This window comes from Burkholderia sp. AU18528 (genome assembly GCF_002223215.2).
In the GTDB taxonomy this organism is placed as follows: domain Bacteria; phylum Pseudomonadota; class Gammaproteobacteria; order Burkholderiales; family Burkholderiaceae; genus Burkholderia; species Burkholderia semiarida.
In genome coordinates this window covers 1-20,194 of the sequence record NZ_NKFC02000001.1, presented here as the reverse complement: position 1 = coordinate 20,194, position 20,194 = coordinate 1, and the positions used below count along the sequence as shown (strand labels likewise).

Sequence of the window (20,194 nt, the reverse complement as noted above, 5' to 3'; positions counted from 1 at the left end):
CCGATGCCGCGGAAGACCACTGGTTGGTTGTCGTTCGCTCTTTGACAGCTCGCGCACTGCATCTCGCCGTGTGCGCGGCACCGTTTTACCTTGCGTTGCACATTCCGCTTGCATTTAGAACGTTGTCGACCGTGATGGATGCGGGTAAGCCTCGCATCTCCTTGAGCCGCTCGAGCACTTGCTGCACTCGTAAGCCCGGCAGCGATGTATCGACCTCGATGACCAAGCACTCGCGCGTGTAGTCGTCAACCACGTTCAGGCATCGAAACCGCCGACCATAGGCCAGCCCGTCAGAAACGAAGTCCATCGACCAGCTCTGATTCGGGCCTGTTGGTAACGGCAGCGGCGTGCGCTCGACAGCCGCAATACGCTTGTGTCGTCGCTTGCGCACGCTCAGCCCCGCCTTGCTGTACAGGCGCCAGATGCGCTTGTCGTCTAATTGCTGTCAATAGATCATCCTCCTGGAAAGGGTTCAGACCAGCCGTTTCCTTGTCGTCTTCGTGGTCGTGTTCACGCCACAACATGCCGTCAGAGAGTCGCTACAACGTTCCGATGTGATTGCCGCGGTTTTCCCGCAAAGCGCGTCAAGGAATCGTTGAGGCGACGTAATCAGCCTGGATGAACCGGTACCGCAGTTGTTGCAGGTAAAGCGACTTGCGACGGCGAGCGTGTGGCTATCCCGGGATGAACTCCTTGCCGCTTCTCCACATTGAGAGCAGCAGCGTCGAGAGTTTGCGAGCGGTTGCAACCAGTGCTTTGCGCAGGCCAATCCGGGGAATCAGTGCCTGCGCCCAGCGTCGGATTGCGCAGTCGCGCTTATGACGCAGGAGCAAAGCCGACGCCGCCTCGAACAGCATGTGTCTGGTCAGCCGGCAGCCGGTCTTGGATATTCCACCGTTATGGTCGACGTCCCCTGATTGGTACTTCCTTGGCGTTAGACCAAGATACGGACCAATATCGCCGACACGGCGAAATCGATCCGGATTGTCGACTGCAGCAGCGAATGCCACTGCTGTCTTCACGCCGACACCGGGGACCGTCATCAGACGACGACACACATCGCTGGCGCGCGCAATCCGTTCAAGCGCCTTATCGGTCTCACGGACTTGCCTGTCTATATGCCTCCAACTGTCGAGCAGGATGTCAACTACGCCACGGATTAGCGATGTCGATGGCGTATGTTGCTCGACGAGTTTCTCGAATGCGCTGCGCGTACCAGGAGGCAGCACAACACCAAAGGTTTTGAGCACCCCGCGGATCTGGTTGTACAGGCCGGTACGCATACTGACCAATTGACTGCGCGCTCCAAGAAGCAGCCGGACTTCGTGGCTCGCGATACTTTTGACTTCGACGGCACGATACCAGCCACTGCGCGTGAGTTGAGCGATGCCGCGCGCGTCATTGCTGTCAGTCTTGTTCAGTTGCGTCGCGAGCGCTGCGTGCACGTGGCGGGCATGAATGCAATCAACAGGAACACCTCGATTTCGCAGTGCGTGATAGAACCATACTGCGAGAGGGCCAGTTTCCATTCCGACGCGCCGGACCTCGGGGGCTTGCTGTCGGATGATGCTATCAATAGCCTGCGGATCCGATGCTACTATTCCGCGCCAGACGGGATTACCGTCCCCATCGATTACGCAAACCGCCGTTGACTTCTGCGATACATCGAGACCCACATACGTTTCCATGGCAGCCTCCGTCGTTAGCCGGAGACGCAATTACAGCATGTGGTTGGCGAAGCAGCCATCCCCGCTGCAACAGCACGTGAATCCGGCGATAGCCGTAGCGGCGCTTCTGCGCGGCGATGGCCATCATGCGGCCAGTCAGCGCTTCGTCATCAACTCGGCGGCGTGATTCGTAGTGGAACAGCGAGCGCGAAATCCCTACCAGCCCGCAGGCCCGGGTAACACCCATGGCACGTTCGGTCATCAATATCCGGACCGCTTCGCGCTTGGCCTGCGGGCTTGCTACTTTCGAGCCAGCAGGTCCTTCAGCGCGGCGTTGTCGAGCATCGATTCGGCCAACAGACGCTTGAGCTTGCTGTTCTCCTGCTCCAGTTCCTTCAGGCGCTGCGCTTCGGAGACCGTCATCCCGCCGAACTTTGCTTTCCAGTTGTAGTAGGTCGCTTCCGAGATACCGTACTTGCGACACAGCTCCGCCGGCTTCAGGCCTGCCTCGGCTTCCTTCAAGATGCCGATGATCTGTTCTTCGGTGAATCGCTTTTTCATTGCCGTTCCTCTCTGGAACGGACTCTACACCGTCACCGTACTAAACGCGGGGAGCAGGTCAAAGAATGTCGAGCAGCGGTTTACCGCCAATCGATATCGCCGTCGCGGGCTGTCGAGCCGAATCCTCAAGTCGCCTCATAAAGAACGCACGGCACAACCTCGCCGATCTTTCAGTGCCTACGAAAGGTTGTCGGACGCTGCTCGGCAGACGCTGGTGCGGTTATGGGAGATCGCTGTAGATCTTGGAAGAATACCGGAGAGTGATGAAGTACCTTTTCTTGCAGAGATCGAAGGGCATGTTGGCTCTTTTCGACGTGCGGTACGCTTCATCGAGACCAATTTTGATTGGTCGCTGCTGTCCCGCGCCGCGACCGTGCGTGCCGATGATCTCCGTCTATTTTTTGCAATGGGGCAGTTCTCTAAACGGCGGCGATACCGGAGTCTCGAAACGAGATTGCAGCGAGATATCAAGGCGTTTTTCGGAGACTATCAAACTGCTCAAGATGCGGGCATGCAGTTGCTTAAGGATGCGGCCAATCTGGATACAATCCGGACAGCTGCTCGGCTAGCTGCGGAACAAGGTATCGGTTACTTGGATAAAGAGGATGCGTTACACCTGCATGTCACCGTGATAGATCGGCTTCCTGTCGCTCTCCGCGCCTACGTCGGATGCGGCCTCTTGGTGTATGGCGAAGCTAGTGAAGCTCAGTTGATAAAGATTCATTCGTTATCCGGAAAGCTTTCATTGTTTGAATATGAAAACTTCAATACTTCTCCGTTACCTCTGATGGTGCGACGGATAAAGGTAAACATTCGGCGACAGGACTATGAGATCTTCGAGTACGGAGGGCGATACGAAAAACCGCATTTGTATTTCAAATCTCGCTACCTGAACGAGGAGTATCCCGGATATGCCGAACAGTCGGCATTTGATACAGAACTCGAACAACTTGAGCTGTTTGATTTGGATGGGCATGGAGTGTCCGCACAAGAGCTTGCTGACTTGCTCGAGGTACACCGGCGATCGGTCCACGGCTTCTCGCTTCGGCGAAGTGAAATCATTCCTCCAGTTGAGCAGCCGTGCGGGAAGTATTTTCGCTACCGCGACTTCATCGAGTGTGGCGAAACGCAGCAGAGTTCCAGAATCGAGAATGTTCCGCGGCAACCAGAATCGTTCAATGCGCTGCATGATCTAGCAACGAAGATCTTGGATCCAGTGATCGATTACTTCGGTGGAATCAAGCTGACGTATGGGTTCTGTTCGCATGCGTTGAGCAAACATATCAAGGGGCGCATTGCTCCTGAACTGGATCAGCATGCTTTATACGAGCGTAGTTCGGAAGGAAAGTTGATTTGTGACAGGGGAGGTGCTGCCTGCGACTTCATTGTTCCTGACGAGGACATGGAAGAGGTCAGTCGTTGGATCATGGAGAATTTACCGTTTGATCGACTGTACTTCTACGGAAAGGGGCGACCTATACACGTTAGCTACGCAGAGAAGCCTCAGCGTGTTGCGTACGAGATGCGCGAGTCGGCTACGGGGCGACGTATTCCTCGCCCTTTTTCTCGTAATTAACGATCGGAAGGAATATCGCTGCGGAACCTCGGGCGCGCTGCAGCTCAACGCTCCAATAGGTAGCGCGAACTGCAGCACGGTGCGGAAACGACGCGTAAAAAAATTGACCTAATCTTTGAGGCTCAGACGTTACGCTTGAGCAACTAGTTCATCCAAGTTACTGTGACGAACTAGGTCCAGCAACGAACGAGATTTCTTTAGGACCTCGAGCCCATCGTCAATGTGGCTGGCAATGACTGCTGCTGCTGATTTGCTATCTAACTCTCCATGGACTTGCTTCAAAAGGCATTCAATCAGAAGTCCAAATTCACCAAACAACGTGGGAGCGTTGAATTCACTACCTGCGCCATCTGTTTCCTTAAGTCCACCAGCGCGCCCATTCTCGAGGGAGATAAGCAACGCCATTCGACAGACGATGTTAGGGGTGACTCCAGTTCTTGCCTTCAGCAGTTTCAATGCGTCGGCGGCGGATTTGGAAATACGGATTCTCTTAGGCAGCACGGACGTCCTCCTCACGCTTCCAGAAGTAGCCCTCATCTATACTCGTGTACCCTTCTTGCGAATCGAAGCTGAGATGGTACGCGTGCGAAATGTACGGTTGCAGCCCTTGATAAAATGATTGATCAACTTCCGTATCGGTCGACAAGACAATCACTTGATGGCTCGCGACTGGGAAATACGATTCGACGAGCTTGGTGCGGTGCTTGCTGTCGAGTCGACCAAGAGGCGTGTCGATGATGATCGGAAGGTTTCGGCCAGAAGTTTTCGCGAGAGCTTCAAGCATTGCCACCGCGAAAATCTGCTTTTCGCCGGCAGACAAGCGCTTCTTGGGAATCGGCGCACCGTTACGATCGGTCAAAGTAAGTTCGAATGTTTTCGGGTCGATGTGTGCGTCAGTTACGATGTCGTCTTTGCGCGCCAAGCGCTTAAAGGCGGCAACAAAATGCATACGCAATAGCTTGCACTTCTCTTCGGCGGCCGACACCTTGAAGGAGTTGAGGACGGTCTGAACGTTGGACGCCAATGAGTCTGCCTCCTCAGTCGTGCCTGCTTGCTGAGCACGCAGTTCAGCCCTCTTCAGTTTACGTGTTACATCGATCGCAAGCCAAAGCTGGCTTCGGATTGTTTCGAGCAGAACTCGCTTGCGAAGTTCGAGCTCAGCAACGGCCTTCGTCACTTCTTGGAGGTCTGCAAAAGCGTCCTGAATAGACTCTTCAGATGGCGCGTGCGAAAGGCGATCTTGAAGCTCCACCTCGCGTTGACCGATATCCTCCGCAGCCCGGAGCATCGTCTGCAATTCTCGGGCACTGCTAGCGGTGCTTCGCTTGAAGGTTTCGGTAAATCGCGCGGCGTCAGCTGCGGTCAGGCCATGGAGTGGCTTTGCGTTACCGATGCCGATGTTCTTGGAGAGTTCAGCAACCCAGCTATCGACAACTTCGTCAACGATGCCCTTATTTTTTTTGAGCTCTTCGATTTTTGCCAACTGAGTCTTCAGCGCCTTTACCTTCGATGTAAGCGCGCGTCCAACTGCTACACCTTCCGAGATCGATTGCTCGCGTTCTAACGTCCGTGAGACCTTGGCGGAAAGGGTCGGTACGAGATTAAAGATCGCGAGACCTGCCAGCTGTTCTCTGATCCGGTGCTCATGCTCCTGGCGCAGGACGCGAAGCTCCACCAGTTCCGCTTCAACGGCTTCGCGATCAACGGCCCATGCACCGCCACGATCACTCAACGCAGCCTGTTTGCGTTCCATCTCGAGCTTTTGCGCATCCAGCTCCGGATTTATCTCCAGCCGTAACGTGTCTTCCGACTTCGCGATGTTCTGAATCAGCTCGTCATATCGTTGCTGCAGCTCTGCTAGCTCGGCCTTCATGGCGGCATCCATTTCTGCCGCTCTTCGATTGCGTTGGTAGATGGTCAAATCACTAGCGAGACGATCTGCGACGTCGAGTCCTAGCAGCCGTCGAATGGCATCGGCTAATACCTCGTTCCCATCGTCGTTTGCGAGCTCAGCAATCTTTTCTCCGTCGAAGAAGAAGAACTGAGATACCCCTTCGGGAACCAACTGCGAGAGGAATGCCTGAGCTTGGTCGTTGGCGAGCAACGGGGCGTCGTTACCGTCCTTGAACACGCGTAGAGTTTCCTCCACCGACGAGCCTCGATCGATCCAGCTTCGCTCGACGCGATAATGGATTTTCTCGCCTAGACGAGCGTGAGCGAAACGAAGCTCGATGTAGGCGCGGTCCGCTCGGACGAGTTGATTGGCTGGCGCGTGGATCAAACCGCGAAGAAACGCGTTGTAGTCCTTCTGAGTGACAGACATGTCGACTGATTGACGGCCGTACAGCGCAAGGCGCACAGCAGTCAACAGAGTTGTCTTGCCTGCGCCGTTTAGTCCGCCGAACAGAATGATCGGACGCTTCGTTCCATATTTGGTTCGTGGAACCAGATCAACGACATGTTGACCACGATAGGTCCCAATGTCACTGATAGTCAATTGCTCAAGCAGCATCGCCCAATACCTTTCCGAGTTCAGCGTATTTCTTTTGCAGGTCTTCCTCCTGCTTCACATAGGTCCCAACCTTCACTTTCTTGGCGGTCTCTTTGCGTACCGCAACTGTCTCGTCGGACCAGTCGCGGGACAGGAGCTCCGACAGTTCACGTTGAAGGTTTGAACGGCGAGCGTATCCCTCGTACGAGACTTCGAGTTCGAGAAGCTTCATCACGAGTTGTCTCGGAAGTCCGTGCTCGGAGCAAAGCTGGTCTAGAAGCCGTGCTTCTTCTCCGGTAAAGATGAAGTCATCGTTGATGTCCCAGTCCAGTGCTTTGCCCATCACATCGTGATAGATGCTAAGCACGGAATCCTCCCAGTCGGGCTCGTTTGGGTCTTGACGCCATTCGACACGAATGCGCTCAAGCTCGGCCTTGGTAATTAGCTCATACTTGCTGCCAGGGTTGGTGGCGTCGATCAGCTTTTGGTTCTCGAGGAGCTGCCGAAGGAGCTGCTTCCTGTACTCCAGCCGATAGGGCCCAAGGACGTGCTTGGTGACTTGCTCTGCGCCTTCCTGCTTGACGGAGACGGTGATCGAGCCATCCCTTCGACGGGCATTTCGAAATTCTCGTTTCCTGTCAGGCGACGTTGTATCGAAAAGCTGATTTCGGAAGTCACGGAGCGGCACCATCCAGGTATGACCCGTCTCGATCAAGCCATCCATAGCCCGATCTTTTTGCACAACGGTGCATACCCAGCAACCGAACCGAGAATTACCGCACGACGGGGTGCTCGTATCGATGACGAGCGGGCACTCCCCTGCGTTGGACCCTTTATAAAGGTCAAAGAGCGCTTGATGATCGCCGCCCCATGGTGCAGGCCCTGAGAACAAGTATTCCCAGACATCATCGGCACTCCACATATCGATAGGCGTGAAGACGTAAGCGTTCGCGAGCGAATTGTGGCGTGCAAGTCGAGAGCCTTCGATGCGATGCTTCTTCATAACCTGAGCACGGGAAGCACTTTCTTGCATCCGGGATCCCAGCACGACGATGACCTCGCCATACGCCGCCACCTTTTCGGTGATGAATTCGCTGACGGGATCAATCTTCATTCGCTCAGTACACCAGCGAAATTGACGAGTCGGTGCAGGGTACCCCTTGCCAATCAGGTTCGACCAGAACGTCTCACTGACTTTGGGTGTAACGGGATCAGCGACCTCAATCGGGAGTTGCTTCTCAAGCGCGGCGGCTTTCATGCTTGCAAGCGAGTCGCGAATCAAGTTCACAACAAGGGGCGTCTCGACAAGAGTGTCCGAAGAGACGATGAAGACTTGCTTCGTGCGCTTAGCCTTCGGCAGCGACGCGAGTGCCTCAAAAACCAATCGGACCACTGCAGTGGAATCTTTGCCGCCGCTATAGCCGATCACCCACGGCCGTGTGTCGGCCGCGTACACTCGCAGGATGTCTTCGCGGGAAAGTTCGAGGTGTTTCATCGGGTTCGGGAATGAATTAGTAACACGAGTCCATCACTGGACTTGCTGTTCGAGTACTTTGTCATCTGGTGACAGCGCAAGACCAAGTGTCGTCTTGATACAGTTGGCAGTCAGCTGAACATTGGTAGACGCTTTGCTGATGCGTCCGTGTACCATGGCCCGCCCTTCCCACACTTTGTGATTGGACCGCGACCAGTCGACCTGCCGCAGTGCTTTGAGAGCGCTCTTCCAGTTCTTGGGGCGCTTCGATAGCAGTTCTGCTCCTGCGATGCCCAGTGCGTGAAGGGTGACGCCATGCGCGTGGACGTATTCCTGGCGCAATTCCGCGGTGGATGCCTCCTTTGCCCGAGCTCGCCCCCAGTCGGGGATGTTCTCTGCAACGGAATCCCAATACTCCTTCGCCAACAACTTTTCTTCGATAGACACTTCGTCCTTCTGTTGCTTCCGCAGTAACGCTCTACTTGCGTGTTTGATACTGCTGAGTGTGAAAAGCTTTGTCGATCGATTGGATATGCTGGACTTTTCCATCTCAGTCAGCCCTCTAAATGCGAGGCACTCAGCGGCTAGATAGCGAGCTAGATCGGACCCAGGGTCACGGTAGTCGTACAACGTTCCTAGGGAGTTGCTCGGACGAACGGCGTACTTATTGAGGTCAGCGAACATTTGCTGGCTGCGAACCAGTCCTTCGTCAACAAAGAAAAGTACGGGGACATTGTCCTGCCCCAATTCCGGCATTTCACGGATGGCTTCTTCGATAGCGGCTCGACGATGTTGGCCATCATTGATCAGGATTCTGGCATCCATCGGGATCTGGAGATGGCCTAACGAAGTGTGGCTGCCAGTGTCATATGGGACGAAACGAACCCTCGCATCTACTGAAGCCGTTAGCGCAGACAATACGTACGACGTCGGGTTGGACGTGAGGTAGTGAGCAATCTCTGGTACTCGAGCTCGATTTAGCGTCCGCTGTGCACGCAGCTCCGGCGGGACTTCTTCTTCGTCAAACACGAAAAGACGCGGCACCATGCGTAGGGGGCACATCGCGATGAAGAAGTCTCTCCCCGCCTGTCGCCCCTGAGCTGCAGGGAATGTATGGAAATAGCCTTGCTCATCCATCTTTCGCATCCAACTAGGGCCGGGACTGCGTTGATTTTATCACTTCCAGGAAGGCAATACCACCGGCCCGGCACACTTCCAAACGTCCTATCTGTACGCTGCTTCGATTCGGTGCAGTAGAGATTGCGGAGGTTGGTTAGCCCATGCGCGTTGGTACGCGCCTCCCGACCCTATGTCACAGGTTGCTGAGGTGACAATCCCCCTCGTGCAGCTGCACCTGCCAACGAGAGTTGCTCCAGAGGTCCGGCGTGTATAGAGCCGTGACCAATGCCACTGAGCGACATGTTTACTATGATGTTTTCCGAAAATTGACACAGCACGTCTGTGCTGTGTCGGTCAGGCGGCCCCGTTCTAAGGGGCCTCTGATTCTCGCTGCATCGGACGCGAAATCCGAGCTTAACGCGCCTTGGGTGGTTCCCATGAGAGCGAGTTCGCAATCTTTGTTGGGAAGCGTGGTCGCGGGTCAGCGCGGACGTTTAAAATCTACCGTATTACTATCTTTCTAATGCATTGCGAAAATGGGTTGAGATTAAATGCAAACATGTTTTCGCTTCAATGAGCGTTGTCGCCCTAGTCTTGAATATGCCGCATAATACGTCGCCGTTATCACAAACAGTGAAGTGCACTTCGTCTACGGCGTCACGAAGTTGCACCACCGATCTGTCAGTTGGGCCGTGAGGGTTGTGATAAGTCGTCGCAGACCTGATGACAACTCCGGAATTTTTACACGTGGTTTCGATTACTCTTTTTTGATGCGGGGATGCCGTGTGCCCAGTCTTCTCCCAGACAAATTGAACTGGTTTGTCCGTCTTTAATTCTTTCACGATGGAGGGGTCAACGATGCCGTAACTATCGAGAAGTAGCTCGGTTTTGTCAAGAAACGGAGCGGAAAGTAGTTCAATATCTGCATTTCTCGATAAATATAGCAATGAAAGTTTGTTCTCGACCGCAGGCAGTAGAGTATATTTGTTTGAGATGATGAACGTGTTGTTGTGTTCATCGATAAGTCCGCTGGCCGCAACACTTGCGAAGCATTTAAATTTGTCGCGAGAATACCTCTTTTCCACCTCACTGCTGACGGGTAAATCAAGTTCGGCGCTAGTTGCCTCCAAAAATCGATCTAGGGGGAGTAGGTGTCTATTGGATACTTGAACTAGAGTCGACGCGCATAGTCGATAGTATCCACCGCGTGCCTGTAGGGCACCATACTCTTCAAATATTACGAGGGCGGTGTCTTCGCATATACTCGGAGTGACTGAACCGTTCGAGGTCAACAGCAATTCTATTATTCCATCCAAAGTAGACAGAAATTCTGGTAATTCGTCTTGCTCGACCTGTAATGGCAAGTAGGCGGTAGGGTCTAAGAGGGCGAACATTATTGTTTTTGGCCTGCTTTTAGGGCTGCGCTCAATAGTTTGACTGCACCTTTCTCTGATTCATCGAAAAATCCGTTCGGCCAATCTTCAATCAGACCACGTTTATCCATTTCCACTTTCCTAATCGAGCTACCGCTTTGACCGGGTGAAACGAACATCATTTCGATTTGCTTGGGATCGATAAGTTGATTGGCTACAGCGATTCTAATGCCATTAATGAGGTGCTCGGAGTGTGTTTCGATAATCAGTTGTCTATTTGATTTTACGGCAGCAACAAATAGTTCCGCCAATTTTGTTTGTGCTGACGGATGGAGATGAAGTTCCGGCTGTTCAAAGAGGCACGTCGAATCTTTCTGAGCGATTATCAGTAAGCCGATTATGGGTAAAAGTTGCGTTACGCCAACGCCGACGTTCGTAGGCAGATCAAGTACCTGCTCGCCGCCTTTTTCGTCAAAATGCCTTAATGGAGCAAATTTGATTTCGTAATCGAATCCTGGTTCACCGCTGATCTCGACGCCTTCACATATTCCGAGATAGCGACTCCATAAATTGACGCAAATTCCCACTGTCAAGTGCTCTTTTGTGCCAAATGGAGGGCTGAATTCTGTCGAATCGTTCCAACTACTTTTCAAATGCGCCATGAGACCTGTGCCGTCCGGTAGGATTTTGCACAGAGTCTCGGATTTATCTGCGTACGAGAGCATTGGCGGGCGCCGAAGCGGGCCCAGGTAAAGAAGTTTGGAGAAAATTTCAGCAATAAAATTGGAAATTGATTTCCCGTCGGCGCCCTGTCTAACAGAATATCCTCCCTCGGGAAGCGCGGCCGCCTCTTCTGCCAATAATTCGCAGGTGGCCACCACGTCAAGTTCAGTTTCAGAAAAAAGAAAAAGCCGTTCCAACGTTGATATTTGGCTGGCGGTGAGACTTTCCACTACGATATGTGAGCCGATTTCATTGATTAATTCTTCCGTTAGCGTTCTCTGACGGGGTAGATCAGAAGCCACAAGCAGTGAATCTAGTGACGTACTGATTTCGTCTAGCGACCGATCTACAATACCTCTTTCGATTCCTTCAATTGCGGCGCGGGCGTAAACCCCCGAGGCGGGGGTGCGTTCTAGTAACGCTTTGGTAATTTCTATAATGCGGCCATTTGCAGTTTCCCTCAGATGCTCTTGCCGAGAGGTATTGGAATCGGAAGATTCAAACGAAATCTCCCATAGTGGAATTGGACCGGCCATTGCAACCCAAACATCTGGTCGCTTCTCTGACGCAAGAGCGTGTTGAAGGCCAAGTTTTGCCAAGACGACCGTAACACCGGCAGGTATATTCCGAGCGCCGTAGCAAACTTCCCCTGACTCGTTCGCGTAGCGTATCTCGGAAACTACGGGCCGACCAGATTGCTCATGGAAAGAGTAGTCAATGTGAGCTTGGCCAGCATGCGATTTGGCACAGAACCCAAGCTGGAAAGTCGGACTCTCTGCTCCTCGCGAGACGGTATCCTTGAATCCACCTAGTCGAACGTATGGCCCATTCAGTTCCAGACTTCCAACAGAAGCTGGTTCTTCTATTGATTGCTTGAAGGCAGTTAGTACTTGGATGACAGTGCTTTTCCCGGCACTATTTGTTCCCGCCAAGATCGAAATATCTTTCAAATCGATAAGGGTCCGTTCGGAGAAAGTTTTGAACCCCTTTATTTTAATCTGTTCGAGCATAATATTAAACCAAGATTTTTAAGGCTTCTTCATACGCTATCGGCGTATTCGACGTACCTACTCCCTCTTCAAACCACGCCTGGAACCTCGGAGCCATTGCTGCAGCAGGGGTTCTTTCCAGAAGGGCTCGCAATAGAGTGGCAGATGGAATTTCCGCATTGATTCTTATCTTGCTGCCAGCTCGAAGAAGAAACTCATCCCATATCGACTGCTTGCGATCGTACAGCCCCGATTCTAAAAGCTTATTGAAGCGTGAAAGCACGGAATGTAAGCTTTCGCTCCCCGTTTTTCCTGGAAAATGCGGGAAAGCCTCGAGAATTGCTTTAAATGCTACCTTTTGACCGATTACAGTTGCCAGAAGTGATCCTTGGCGTAACTCCTTGATAGATCTCCGCTGAGCCAGTGTTGATGTTTGAGGTGCAGGTTGTAATGTTGGGTCGCTCCCCAAAATTTCCCGAATTTTCGCTTTCCACTCATCGAAAAAGCCAATTTCGAAGAAGAACGCATCCAGGAACTGACTAACGCTGAGCCCTTCCAGGGAATTGTTTGCCGGTTTGAAGAAATATTTCTGCAGTGCCTCTTCGCGCTCCTCATCTGCAGTAAGGTCATACCGAGACGAGGCGATTTCTTCAAGCTCGCCGAGAAGGTTTTGCACCATGAAGTCAAGGATTTCGATAGTCGTGAAACAATGGTCCGAGTCCGATAGTGTGGTGCCATTGCCGTGCCAGCGAGTGAATAGTTCAAAATCCGTATTACTTTCGATCAGTTGCCGTGCGGCTACTGCTGAAAAATCGCTGTCGTCAAGTATGTAAAGCGTCTTTTTATCTGCCTTCTTTGCATTTTTGTTGAGATCAACAAAAATTCGACGTGCATTGTCGCCAATTTTTTTGTCAATATCCTCATAAATATTGTTGAATCCCTCTCCGCCGGTTTCGGGAAACACTAAGAATACGACTGGAATATTTAGTTCGCGGATTCTTAGCGTTTCGTCGTAATCCAATTGCCGGGAATAGTCTTCTGCATATTTCAGCGCCGTGAGGCGATGTTGCCCATCGACCACAACTCGCTGAATTGATGTGGCTATTTTTAAGATGCCAAAGGGAAGCGGCTGACTGTCTGAGGAAAATGGCTTAAATTCGTAGTAACCTTTGTTTTTTCCTTTTGCTGGAACGAGAACGGCCACTAAGCTATTGAAGAATCGTAGTTGATGCTTCTTAAGATATTTTTCGCAAATTTCTTGCGCCCGATCTTTGTCGAGCGTACGTTGTATCCGCTCCCGGAACGTCTTTACTTCATTAGTATTTTCAACATGCAGTTGCTCTCGGCACTCCGATAGGGAAAGTGTTGTCATGAAGTAAGTGACTCCACTAAATTCCCCTTTCATTGCATAAATGTCGGTGGTGGGTTGCGGAATTGAATCAATTTTCATGTTTATCTCAAAAGAGTGTTTAATATTGGTTGATGTGTCTTGATTAAAACGGCTTCAATGCTATCCAAATGCACTTCGCTTACCTCAGTCCAGCGGAAATAAGTGAGGCAGTCGGAGAGGCCTAGATGCTGCATCTCTTCTCGGACACGCGAACCTCGCCCTTGGAGGTGATTCAGGAATCGGACCTTAAGATCGCTTGCTTGTCCTATGTAGATCGGCGGAAACATAATCGCGACGCTGATCAGTGCTTCCGGGGCGCATTGGCCAAAATGACTATGTGGTGTTATTCCGGCTTGAGAGACGGAGAGGAGAAGCTTGTTCGTCGCGGCCATGACCTCAGCGGCAATGGGGCGCCCCATTGAGAGGACACCGCCATGGAGCGCCTGGAGGTACCTCTCTGCTAGGCCTGGGTAAGCCAATTCAGAGTAGCTGTAAGGGATTGGAATGAGTTGATAGATGCCGCTAGTCCGAGGGACGTAGCGCGCAGCAGCAGTGGCGAAGGTAACGACGCCGAGGTCCGCCCTCGTACGCTCCGTGTAATCAAGCATGTGTTCCGAGTGCTCTCATTGAGTCGGAAGAAATCGTAACATGCTTAAATGCTCGCCGGTGTCATGGTGACCGTTTGGCCGATATGTGCTCTAGCACGCAGCTCTCCGCGCCTCCGTGCTAATTGCATATCTGTTATTTCGGTGTCCGCTGGTGGGGGGGATGCTACCCGTCAATGCGGATAAGGCGTCAGGGGTTAATGGACCACTAGCGCCTTTCCCGTAGGCTGAAATGCGATCGACGGCTTTGCGGAGTGTAAAAGTGTGAAATGGGCAAGTATTAGCTCAATCAAGTCAATGCATCAAACGAGTGATCTAGCACGCTGATATGGCTAGCAAGGATCGTTCAGCGAGAACTTGGCGCGACACCTCGTTTGCTTGCGCTACTGTTGGCAGCCTACGAGAATGCGATGCGCGGTATTGTGAATTTCGGGGATTTTGGACTCTTCAAAACACTGCGAGAATGTTCTCGATTTCCTATAGATGAGGCTGCGCCCTCGGATCTTTTGGGATGGACGAATATCGAGCACGTTGCAATCGCTCGAGCGTTGTACCGCGAGATTGTTGCGCTAGTTTCACAGACTTTGTAGCTTCCTTTCTTTGCGTATCAAGTCACTGTGTCGGTTCGTGCCACTAACTTTTTCGCTTAGAAATAAACCGTGACGTCAGCGGTAGTTTCTCTGACGCCACTGGAATTAATATGCGTCAGACGTCGATGTTACCCGCGCGCAACGCGTTGGACTCGATAAATGCTCGCCGCGGCTCGACCTCATCCCCCATAAGGGTAGTAAAGATCCCATCTGCCGCAATCGCATCCTCGATCTGCACACGCAGCAGTCGCCGCACCGCCGGATCCATCGTCGTTTCCCACAGCTGCTCAGGGTTCATTTCGCCGAGACCCTTATAACGCTGTTTCGACACGTTCCGCTCTGCATCTGCAAGCAACCACTTCATCGCATTCTTGAAATCTGTAACGGCCATGCTGCGCTCACCGCGCTTGATGACCGCACCTTCTCCAATAAGCCCCTTGAACGTATTCGCGGTGGTCACAAGCTGCTGATAATCCGCCGTGTGCTGGAATTCCTGGTCGATGACCGAAACCCGCACATTGCCGTGATGTGTCCGTTCGACATGCAGCGCCCGCTGTTCGCGAACCGGGTCATACGAAGGCACAACCCGCACTTCGTTCTTCAGCGCTTCATCATGCAATGCAGCATGCAGCGCCTTAGCCGAAGCCTCAGTCGACTCCTCATTGGAAAGATCAATCACCACGCCGTCCATGACCGCTTCCAGCGCGGCCGGGTCATACAACCGGCTCAACCGCTCGATCACGCTCTGCGACAGCAAATACGACCGCGCCAACTCCCCAAGCGCATCGCCCGAAATCGCCGCCGCATTCTCACCCGGCACCAGCTCCGACCCTTGCAGCGCCAACCGCAGCATATGCGCGTTGAGCTCCACGTCATCCTTCAGATACCGCTCGTCCTTGCCCGCCTTGATCTTGTAAAGCGGCGGCTGCGCGATATACACGTACCCGCGCTCGATCATGTCCGGCATCTGGCGATAGAGGAACGTGAGCAGCAGCGTCCGGATGTGCGCACCGTCGACGTCCGCGTCGGTCATGATGATGATGCGGTGATAGCGGAGCTTCTCGAGGTTGTAATCGTCCTTGCCGATCCCGCACCCAAGTGCGGTCACGAGCGTGACGATCTGTTCCGACGACAGCAGCTTGTCGTAGCGCGCCTTCTCGACGTTCAGCACCTTGCCGCGCAGCGGCAGGATCGCCTGGAACTTGCGGTCGCGCCCTTGCTTGGCCGACCCACCTGCCGAGTCACCCTCGACGATGTAGATTTCGCACTTCGCCGGGTCTTTCTCCTGGCAGTCCGCGAGCTTGCCCGGCAGGCCGACGCCGTCGAGCACGCCCTTCCGACGCGTCATCTCACGCGCCTTCCGAGCAGCATCACGCGCACGCGCGGCCTCAACGATCTTCCCGCAGATGATCTTCGCGTCGATCGGCGTTTCCAGCAGGAACTCTTCCAATGCCTTCGCCACAACTTCCTCAACCGGCGCACGAACCTCGGAAGAAACCAGCTTGTCCTTCGTCTGCGAGCTGAACTTCGGCTCCGGCACCTTCACGGAGAGCACGCACGACAGCCCTTCGCGCATGTCGTCGCCGGTCGTCTCGACCTTCGCCTTCTTCGCGATTTCGTTGTCGGTGATGTACTTGTTGATGACGCGCGTCATCGCGGCCCGCAGGCCGGTCAGGTGCGTGCCGCCGTCGCGCTGTGGAATGTTGTTCGTGAAGCACAGCACGTTTTCGTTGTAGCTGTCGTTCCACTGCATCGCGACTTCGACGCCCACGCCGTCCTTCTCGCCGTTGGCGAAGAACACGGTCGGGTGCAGGTTGGTCTTTGTCTTGTTGATGTACTCGACGAAGCCCTTCACACCGCCGGCGAACGCGAAATCGTCTTCCTTGCCGGAACGCAGGTCGGTGAGGCGAATCCGCACGCCGTTGTTCAGGAACGAAAGCTCGCGCATCCGCTTCGCGAGGATGTCGTAGTGATACTCGACGGTCCCGAAAATGGTCGGATCGGCCATGAAATGCACTTCGGTGCCGCGGTTCTCGGTGTCGCCGGTCACGAGCATCGGCGACACTTCCACGCCGTCCACCACTTCGATCACGCGATCCTGCGCGACGCCGCGGTGGAACTCCATGAAACGCTTCTTGCCGTCGCGGCGCACGGTGAGGCGCAGCCAGCTCGACAGCGCGTTCACGCACGACACGCCCACGCCGTGCAGGCCGCCGGACACCTTGTAGCTGTTCTGGTCGAACTTGCCGCCGGCGTGCAGCTCGGTCATCACGATCTCGGCGGCGCTGCGCTTCGGCTCGTGCTTGTCGTTCATCTTCACGTCGGTCGGAATCCCGCGGCCGTTGTCGACCACGGAAATCGAGTTGTCGGCGTGAATCGTCACGTGGATGTCGTTGCAGTACCCGGCCAGCGCTTCGTCGATCGAGTTGTCGAGCACCTCGAACACGAGGTGGTGCAGACCGGTGCCGTCCGACGTGTCGCCGATGTACATCCCGGGGCGCTTGCGCACCGCTTCCAGACCTTCGAGGATCTGGATCGACGAGGCGCCGTAGCTGCTGTTATCGGGTTGCGAATTGTGCTGTTCACTCATGGATATCTTCCGGTTCTGCGGGGCCACTCTCGTGGCGGCGCGGTGCGTTTCAGCGAGAAATCGCCGGGCCGCTCCAGTTTCCTGGCCCGCCCCAGGTGCCGAAACGGCATCAAAAGGGCGGGTTGTCGGTTCGCCATAAAAACGCCAAAGGGGCTTGCCGCCCCCTGGTGTGTGTCGCGATGTCGAGCGCGTCAGATGCGCATCGGCATCACGACATACTTGAACTCGTCGTTCTCGGGCACGGTGATCAGCGCGCTCGAGCTGGCGTCGCCGAGGCTCACCTGCACGGTGTCGACCTTCAGGTTCGCGAGCACGTCGAGCAGATACGTGACGTTGAAGCCGATGTCGACGGTATCGCCCTGGTAGGCGATTTCGAGTTCTTCCTGCGCCTCTTCCTGATCGGCGTTGGTCGACATGATCTTCAGCTGGCCCGGCGCGATGATGCAGCGCACGCCCTTGAACTTGTCCGAGGTCAGGATCGCCGCGCGCTGCAGCGAACGCTGCAGCTCTTCACGGCCGATCTCGAACGTGTTCTTGTGCGCCTTCGGGATCACGCGCTGGAAGTCGGGGAACTTGCCCTCGACGAGTTTCGACACGAGCTCGACCTGGCCGAACGTGAACTTGGCCTGGGTTTGCGCGATGTCGATGGTGACGGTGTCGTCGATGTCTTCGAGCAGGCGCTGCAGCTCGAGAATCGTCTTGCGCGGCACGATGACTTCCTGGCGGCCGAACGTGCCGCCTTCGAGCTTCATCGACGAGAACGCGAGGCGGTGGCCGTCGGTGGCCACGGCCATCAGCTGGTCGCCGTCGACGACGAGCAGCATGCCGTTCAGGTAGTAGCGGATGTCCTGCTGCGCCATCGCGAAGTGCACCATGCCGAGCAACTGGCGGAACGACTTCTGCGGGACGGTGAGCGTGGCGCCGAAATCCTTGGCCTGCGCGACGGTCGGGAACTCGTCGGCCGCCAGCGTCTGCAGTGCGAAGCGGCTCTTGCCCGATTGAACGGTGAGGCGCTTGTCGGCGAGCGACAGCGTGACCTGGCCGTCAGGCATCGCACGCAGGATGTCGAGCAGCTTGCGCGCCGCGACGGTGGTCGCGACCTGGTCGCCGCCGACGCCGAAATCGGCGCGCGTGGTGATCTGCAGCTCCAGGTCGGTCGACAGGAATGAAACGTCCGGGCCGTTCTTGGTGATCAGCAGGTTGGCGAGGATCGGCAACGTATGGCGGCGTTCGACGATGCCGCTGACCGTTTGCAGCGGCCTGAGGAGGGTGTCTCGTTCGGTCTTGACCAGTTGCATAGAGTTCCTTCGTTGAGTAACGGCCTGCAGCGCAGCAGCCACGCAGCGCCCCGCCGGCCGGGCTCTTGGCCCGCCACCACCGGGGCGGTCAAACCAGTATTGTGCCTCAAAACCGAACCGCCCCCCTTAAATTGGGGCGGAGGCCGAATTATCAAGCGCGGTGCGCGCGCTCAGCCCTTCAGCGTCTGTTCCAGCACGTGCAGCTCGTGGTTGAGCTGCGCGTCCTTGCTGCGCTCGTCGGCGATCTTGCGCACCGCGTGCAGCACGGTGGTGTGATCGCGCCCGCCGAACAGCTCGCCGATTTCCGGCAGGCTCTTCTGCGTGAGTTCCTTCGCGAGGTACATCGCAATCTGCCGCGGCCGCGCGATGTTCGCGGGGCGCTTCTTCGAATACATATCCGCGACCTTGATGTTGTAGAAGTCGGCGACGGTCTTCTGGATGTTCTCGACCGAAATCTGCCGGTTCTGCACGGTCAGCAGGTCCTTCAGCGCTTCCTTGGTCAGCTCGATCGAGATCTCGCGGCCGTGGAACTTCGAATACGCGAGGATCTTGCGCAGCGCGCCTTCGAGCTCGCGCACGTTCGAGCGCAGGTGCTTCGCGACGAAGAACGCGACGTCTTCCGACAAATTCACGCCTTCCGACTGCGCCTTGCGCATCAGGATCGCGACGCGCATCTCCAGCTCCGGCGGCTCGATCGCGACGGTGAGGCCCGAGTCGAAGCGCGAGATCAGGCGATCGTCGATGCCCGAGATTTCCTTCGGATACGTGTCGCTGGTGATGATCACCTGCGCCTTGTTCGCGACGAGCGCCTCGAACGCGTAGAAGAATTCCTCTTGCGTGCGCGACTTGCCGGAAAAGAACTGGATATCGTCGATCAGCAGCAGGTCGAGCGAATGGTAGTAGCGCTTGAAGTCGTCGAACGCCTTGCGCTGGTACGCCTTCACCACGTCCGACACGTATTGCTCGGCGTGGATGTAGCGGATTCGCGCGCCGGCCTTGTCGAGCAGCAGCTGGTTGCCGATCGCGTGGATCAGGTGGGTCTTGCCGAGGCCGACGCCGCCGTACAGGAACAGCGGGTTGTACGAGATGCCCGGGTTGTCCGCGACCTGGATCGCGGCGGCGCGCGCGAGCTGGTTCGCCTTGCCGGTCACGAAGTTGTCGAACGTGAGCACCGGGTTCAGCTTCGAACGTTCGTACATCGAATCGGCTTCGCCGCCGTTTGCGGGTGCGGCGCCCGGGCCCGGACGCCACGTGCGGCGGCCGGCCGCTGCTTCATGCGCGGGCAGGCTCGGCAGGTCGATGTCGGCGTCGTCGGCGTTCAGGTGGTGTGCGGCGGCCGCCGACGGCGTCATCGGCACGTCGGCCGGCGCGCTGGGCGCGGCGGCGGCATTCGCGGTCAGGTTGGCGGCGATCGCGGCGACCGTCGCGGCCGGGCCGCTCGGCGCCAGCGGCGCACGCGGCGCGGCCGGTGCGGCGCCTGCCGCGGCGCTGCGCATGCCGGCCTTTGGATCGAGGACGAACTGGACTTCGATCGGCGTGTTCCAGAATTCACGGGCCAGATCGCTGATCCGGCCCGAAAACTGGCTCTTGACCCAGTCCAGCTTGAAGCGGTTCGGCGCGGCGATGGACAGCGTGTTCGCCGACGCATCGAAGGCCACCGGGGCCAAGGGTTTGATCCACGTCACGTACTGCTGGGGCGTCAGCTCGCGCTCCAGCAGTGCGGAACAGTGTTGCCAGAAATCGTTCAT

Annotated in this window: 12 protein-coding genes and 2 pseudogenes; 1 reads left to right on the top strand and 13 read right to left on the bottom strand. The window is 55.4% G+C overall.

From position 1 onward, the window contains the following. Window positions 1–85: 85 nt before the first annotated feature. The 3 genes and pseudogenes from CFB52_RS00070 to CFB52_RS34955 all read right to left on the bottom strand — a co-directional run. Window positions 86–430 (bottom strand): annotated as a pseudogene (locus CFB52_RS00070) (DDE-type integrase/transposase/recombinase); the annotation flags it as partial. Window positions 431–674: 244 nt separating this feature from the next. Beyond that, window positions 675–1,688, bottom strand: coding sequence for an IS110 family transposase (locus tag CFB52_RS00065; protein WP_099315887.1), 1,014 nt, complete (start codon window positions 1,686–1,688; stop codon window positions 675–677). A gap of 61 nt (window positions 1,689–1,749) precedes the next feature. Further along, window positions 1,750–2,228: pseudogene (locus tag CFB52_RS34955) on the bottom strand (transposase); the annotation flags it as partial. Here CFB52_RS34955 and CFB52_RS00055 point away from each other — a divergent pair. Beyond that, window positions 2,212–3,804 carry a DNA phosphorothioation-associated putative methyltransferase gene (locus CFB52_RS00055; protein ID WP_257219725.1) on the top strand — a complete coding sequence of 531 codons (1,593 nt, stop codon included), beginning with the start codon at window positions 2,212–2,214 and terminating at the stop codon, window positions 3,802–3,804. The pseudogene CFB52_RS34955 and the gene CFB52_RS00055 overlap by 17 nt on opposite strands. A gap of 129 nt (window positions 3,805–3,933) precedes the next feature. Here the strand turns inward: CFB52_RS00055 and dndE are convergent, their stop codons facing one another. From dndE to dnaA, 10 genes are all read right to left on the bottom strand, one after another. Further along, a complete protein-coding gene (dndE, locus tag CFB52_RS00050) occupies window positions 3,934–4,305 on the bottom strand; it encodes a DNA sulfur modification protein DndE (protein ID WP_180278176.1) in 372 nt (123 codons plus the stop codon). Beyond that, complete coding sequence (dndD, locus tag CFB52_RS00045; RefSeq protein ID WP_099315884.1) at window positions 4,295–6,316, bottom strand: DNA sulfur modification protein DndD; 2,022 nt, start codon at window positions 6,314–6,316, stop codon at window positions 4,295–4,297. Before dndD ends, dndE begins: the two co-directional genes overlap by 11 nt. Further along, complete coding sequence (dndC, locus tag CFB52_RS00040; protein WP_099315883.1) at window positions 6,306–7,790, bottom strand: DNA phosphorothioation system sulfurtransferase DndC; 1,485 nt, start codon at window positions 7,788–7,790, stop codon at window positions 6,306–6,308. The genes dndD and dndC overlap by 11 nt, the downstream gene beginning before the upstream one ends. A gap of 33 nt (window positions 7,791–7,823) precedes the next feature. Then, window positions 7,824–8,906: a DNA sulfur modification protein DndB gene (dndB, locus tag CFB52_RS00035; RefSeq protein ID WP_099315889.1), complete on the bottom strand. Its 1,083-nt coding sequence runs from the start codon at window positions 8,904–8,906 to the stop codon at window positions 7,824–7,826. 494 nt (window positions 8,907–9,400) lie between these two features. Continuing rightward, window positions 9,401–10,018, bottom strand: coding sequence for a hypothetical protein (locus CFB52_RS34070; RefSeq protein WP_144029705.1), 618 nt, complete (start codon window positions 10,016–10,018; stop codon window positions 9,401–9,403). 263 nt (window positions 10,019–10,281) lie between these two features. Beyond that, window positions 10,282–11,994, bottom strand: a complete 1,713-nt coding sequence (locus CFB52_RS00030; protein ID WP_099315882.1) for a DUF3696 domain-containing protein — start codon at window positions 11,992–11,994, stop codon at window positions 10,282–10,284. Between the two features lie 4 nt (window positions 11,995–11,998). Then, window positions 11,999–13,423 carry a DGQHR domain-containing protein gene (locus CFB52_RS00025; protein WP_099315881.1) on the bottom strand — a complete coding sequence of 475 codons (1,425 nt, stop codon included), beginning with the start codon at window positions 13,421–13,423 and terminating at the stop codon, window positions 11,999–12,001. A gap of 1,250 nt (window positions 13,424–14,673) precedes the next feature. Continuing rightward, the gene (gene gyrB, locus CFB52_RS00015) at window positions 14,674–17,148 is read right to left on the bottom strand and encodes a DNA topoisomerase (ATP-hydrolyzing) subunit B (protein ID WP_060010871.1); all 2,475 of its coding nucleotides are present in this window, start codon (window positions 17,146–17,148) and stop codon (window positions 14,674–14,676) included. Between the two features lie 191 nt (window positions 17,149–17,339). Next, a complete protein-coding gene (gene dnaN, locus CFB52_RS00010; RefSeq protein WP_006756934.1) occupies window positions 17,340–18,446 on the bottom strand; it encodes a DNA polymerase III subunit beta in 1,107 nt (368 codons plus the stop codon). A 170-nt stretch (window positions 18,447–18,616) separates the two neighbouring features. Continuing rightward, a partial coding sequence (gene dnaA / locus CFB52_RS00005; protein ID WP_053524377.1) for a chromosomal replication initiator protein DnaA occupies window positions 18,617–20,194 on the bottom strand: 1,578 nt, incomplete at its 5' end.

Bases quoted from the DNA above. Each gene is read 5' to 3' on its own strand.
- dndC (WP_099315883.1), bottom strand. From the start codon at position 7,790: ATGAAACACCTCGAACTTTCCCGCGAAGACATCCTGCGAGTGTACGCG.
- CFB52_RS00065 (WP_099315887.1), bottom strand. From the start codon at position 1,688: ATGGAAACGTATGTGGGTCTCGATGTATCGCAGAAGTCAACGGCGGTT.
- CFB52_RS00025 (WP_099315881.1), bottom strand. From the start codon at position 13,423: ATGAAAATTGATTCAATTCCGCAACCCACCACCGACATTTATGCAATG.
- dnaN (WP_006756934.1), bottom strand. From the start codon at position 18,446: ATGCAACTGGTCAAGACCGAACGAGACACCCTCCTCAGGCCGCTGCAA.
- gyrB (WP_060010871.1), bottom strand. From the start codon at position 17,148: ATGAGTGAACAGCACAATTCGCAACCCGATAACAGCAGCTACGGCGCC.
- CFB52_RS00030 (WP_099315882.1), bottom strand. From the start codon at position 11,994: ATGCTCGAACAGATTAAAATAAAGGGGTTCAAAACTTTCTCCGAACGG.
- dndD (WP_099315884.1), bottom strand. From the start codon at position 6,316: ATGCTGCTTGAGCAATTGACTATCAGTGACATTGGGACCTATCGTGGT.
- dndB (WP_099315889.1), bottom strand. From the start codon at position 8,906: ATGGATGAGCAAGGCTATTTCCATACATTCCCTGCAGCTCAGGGGCGA.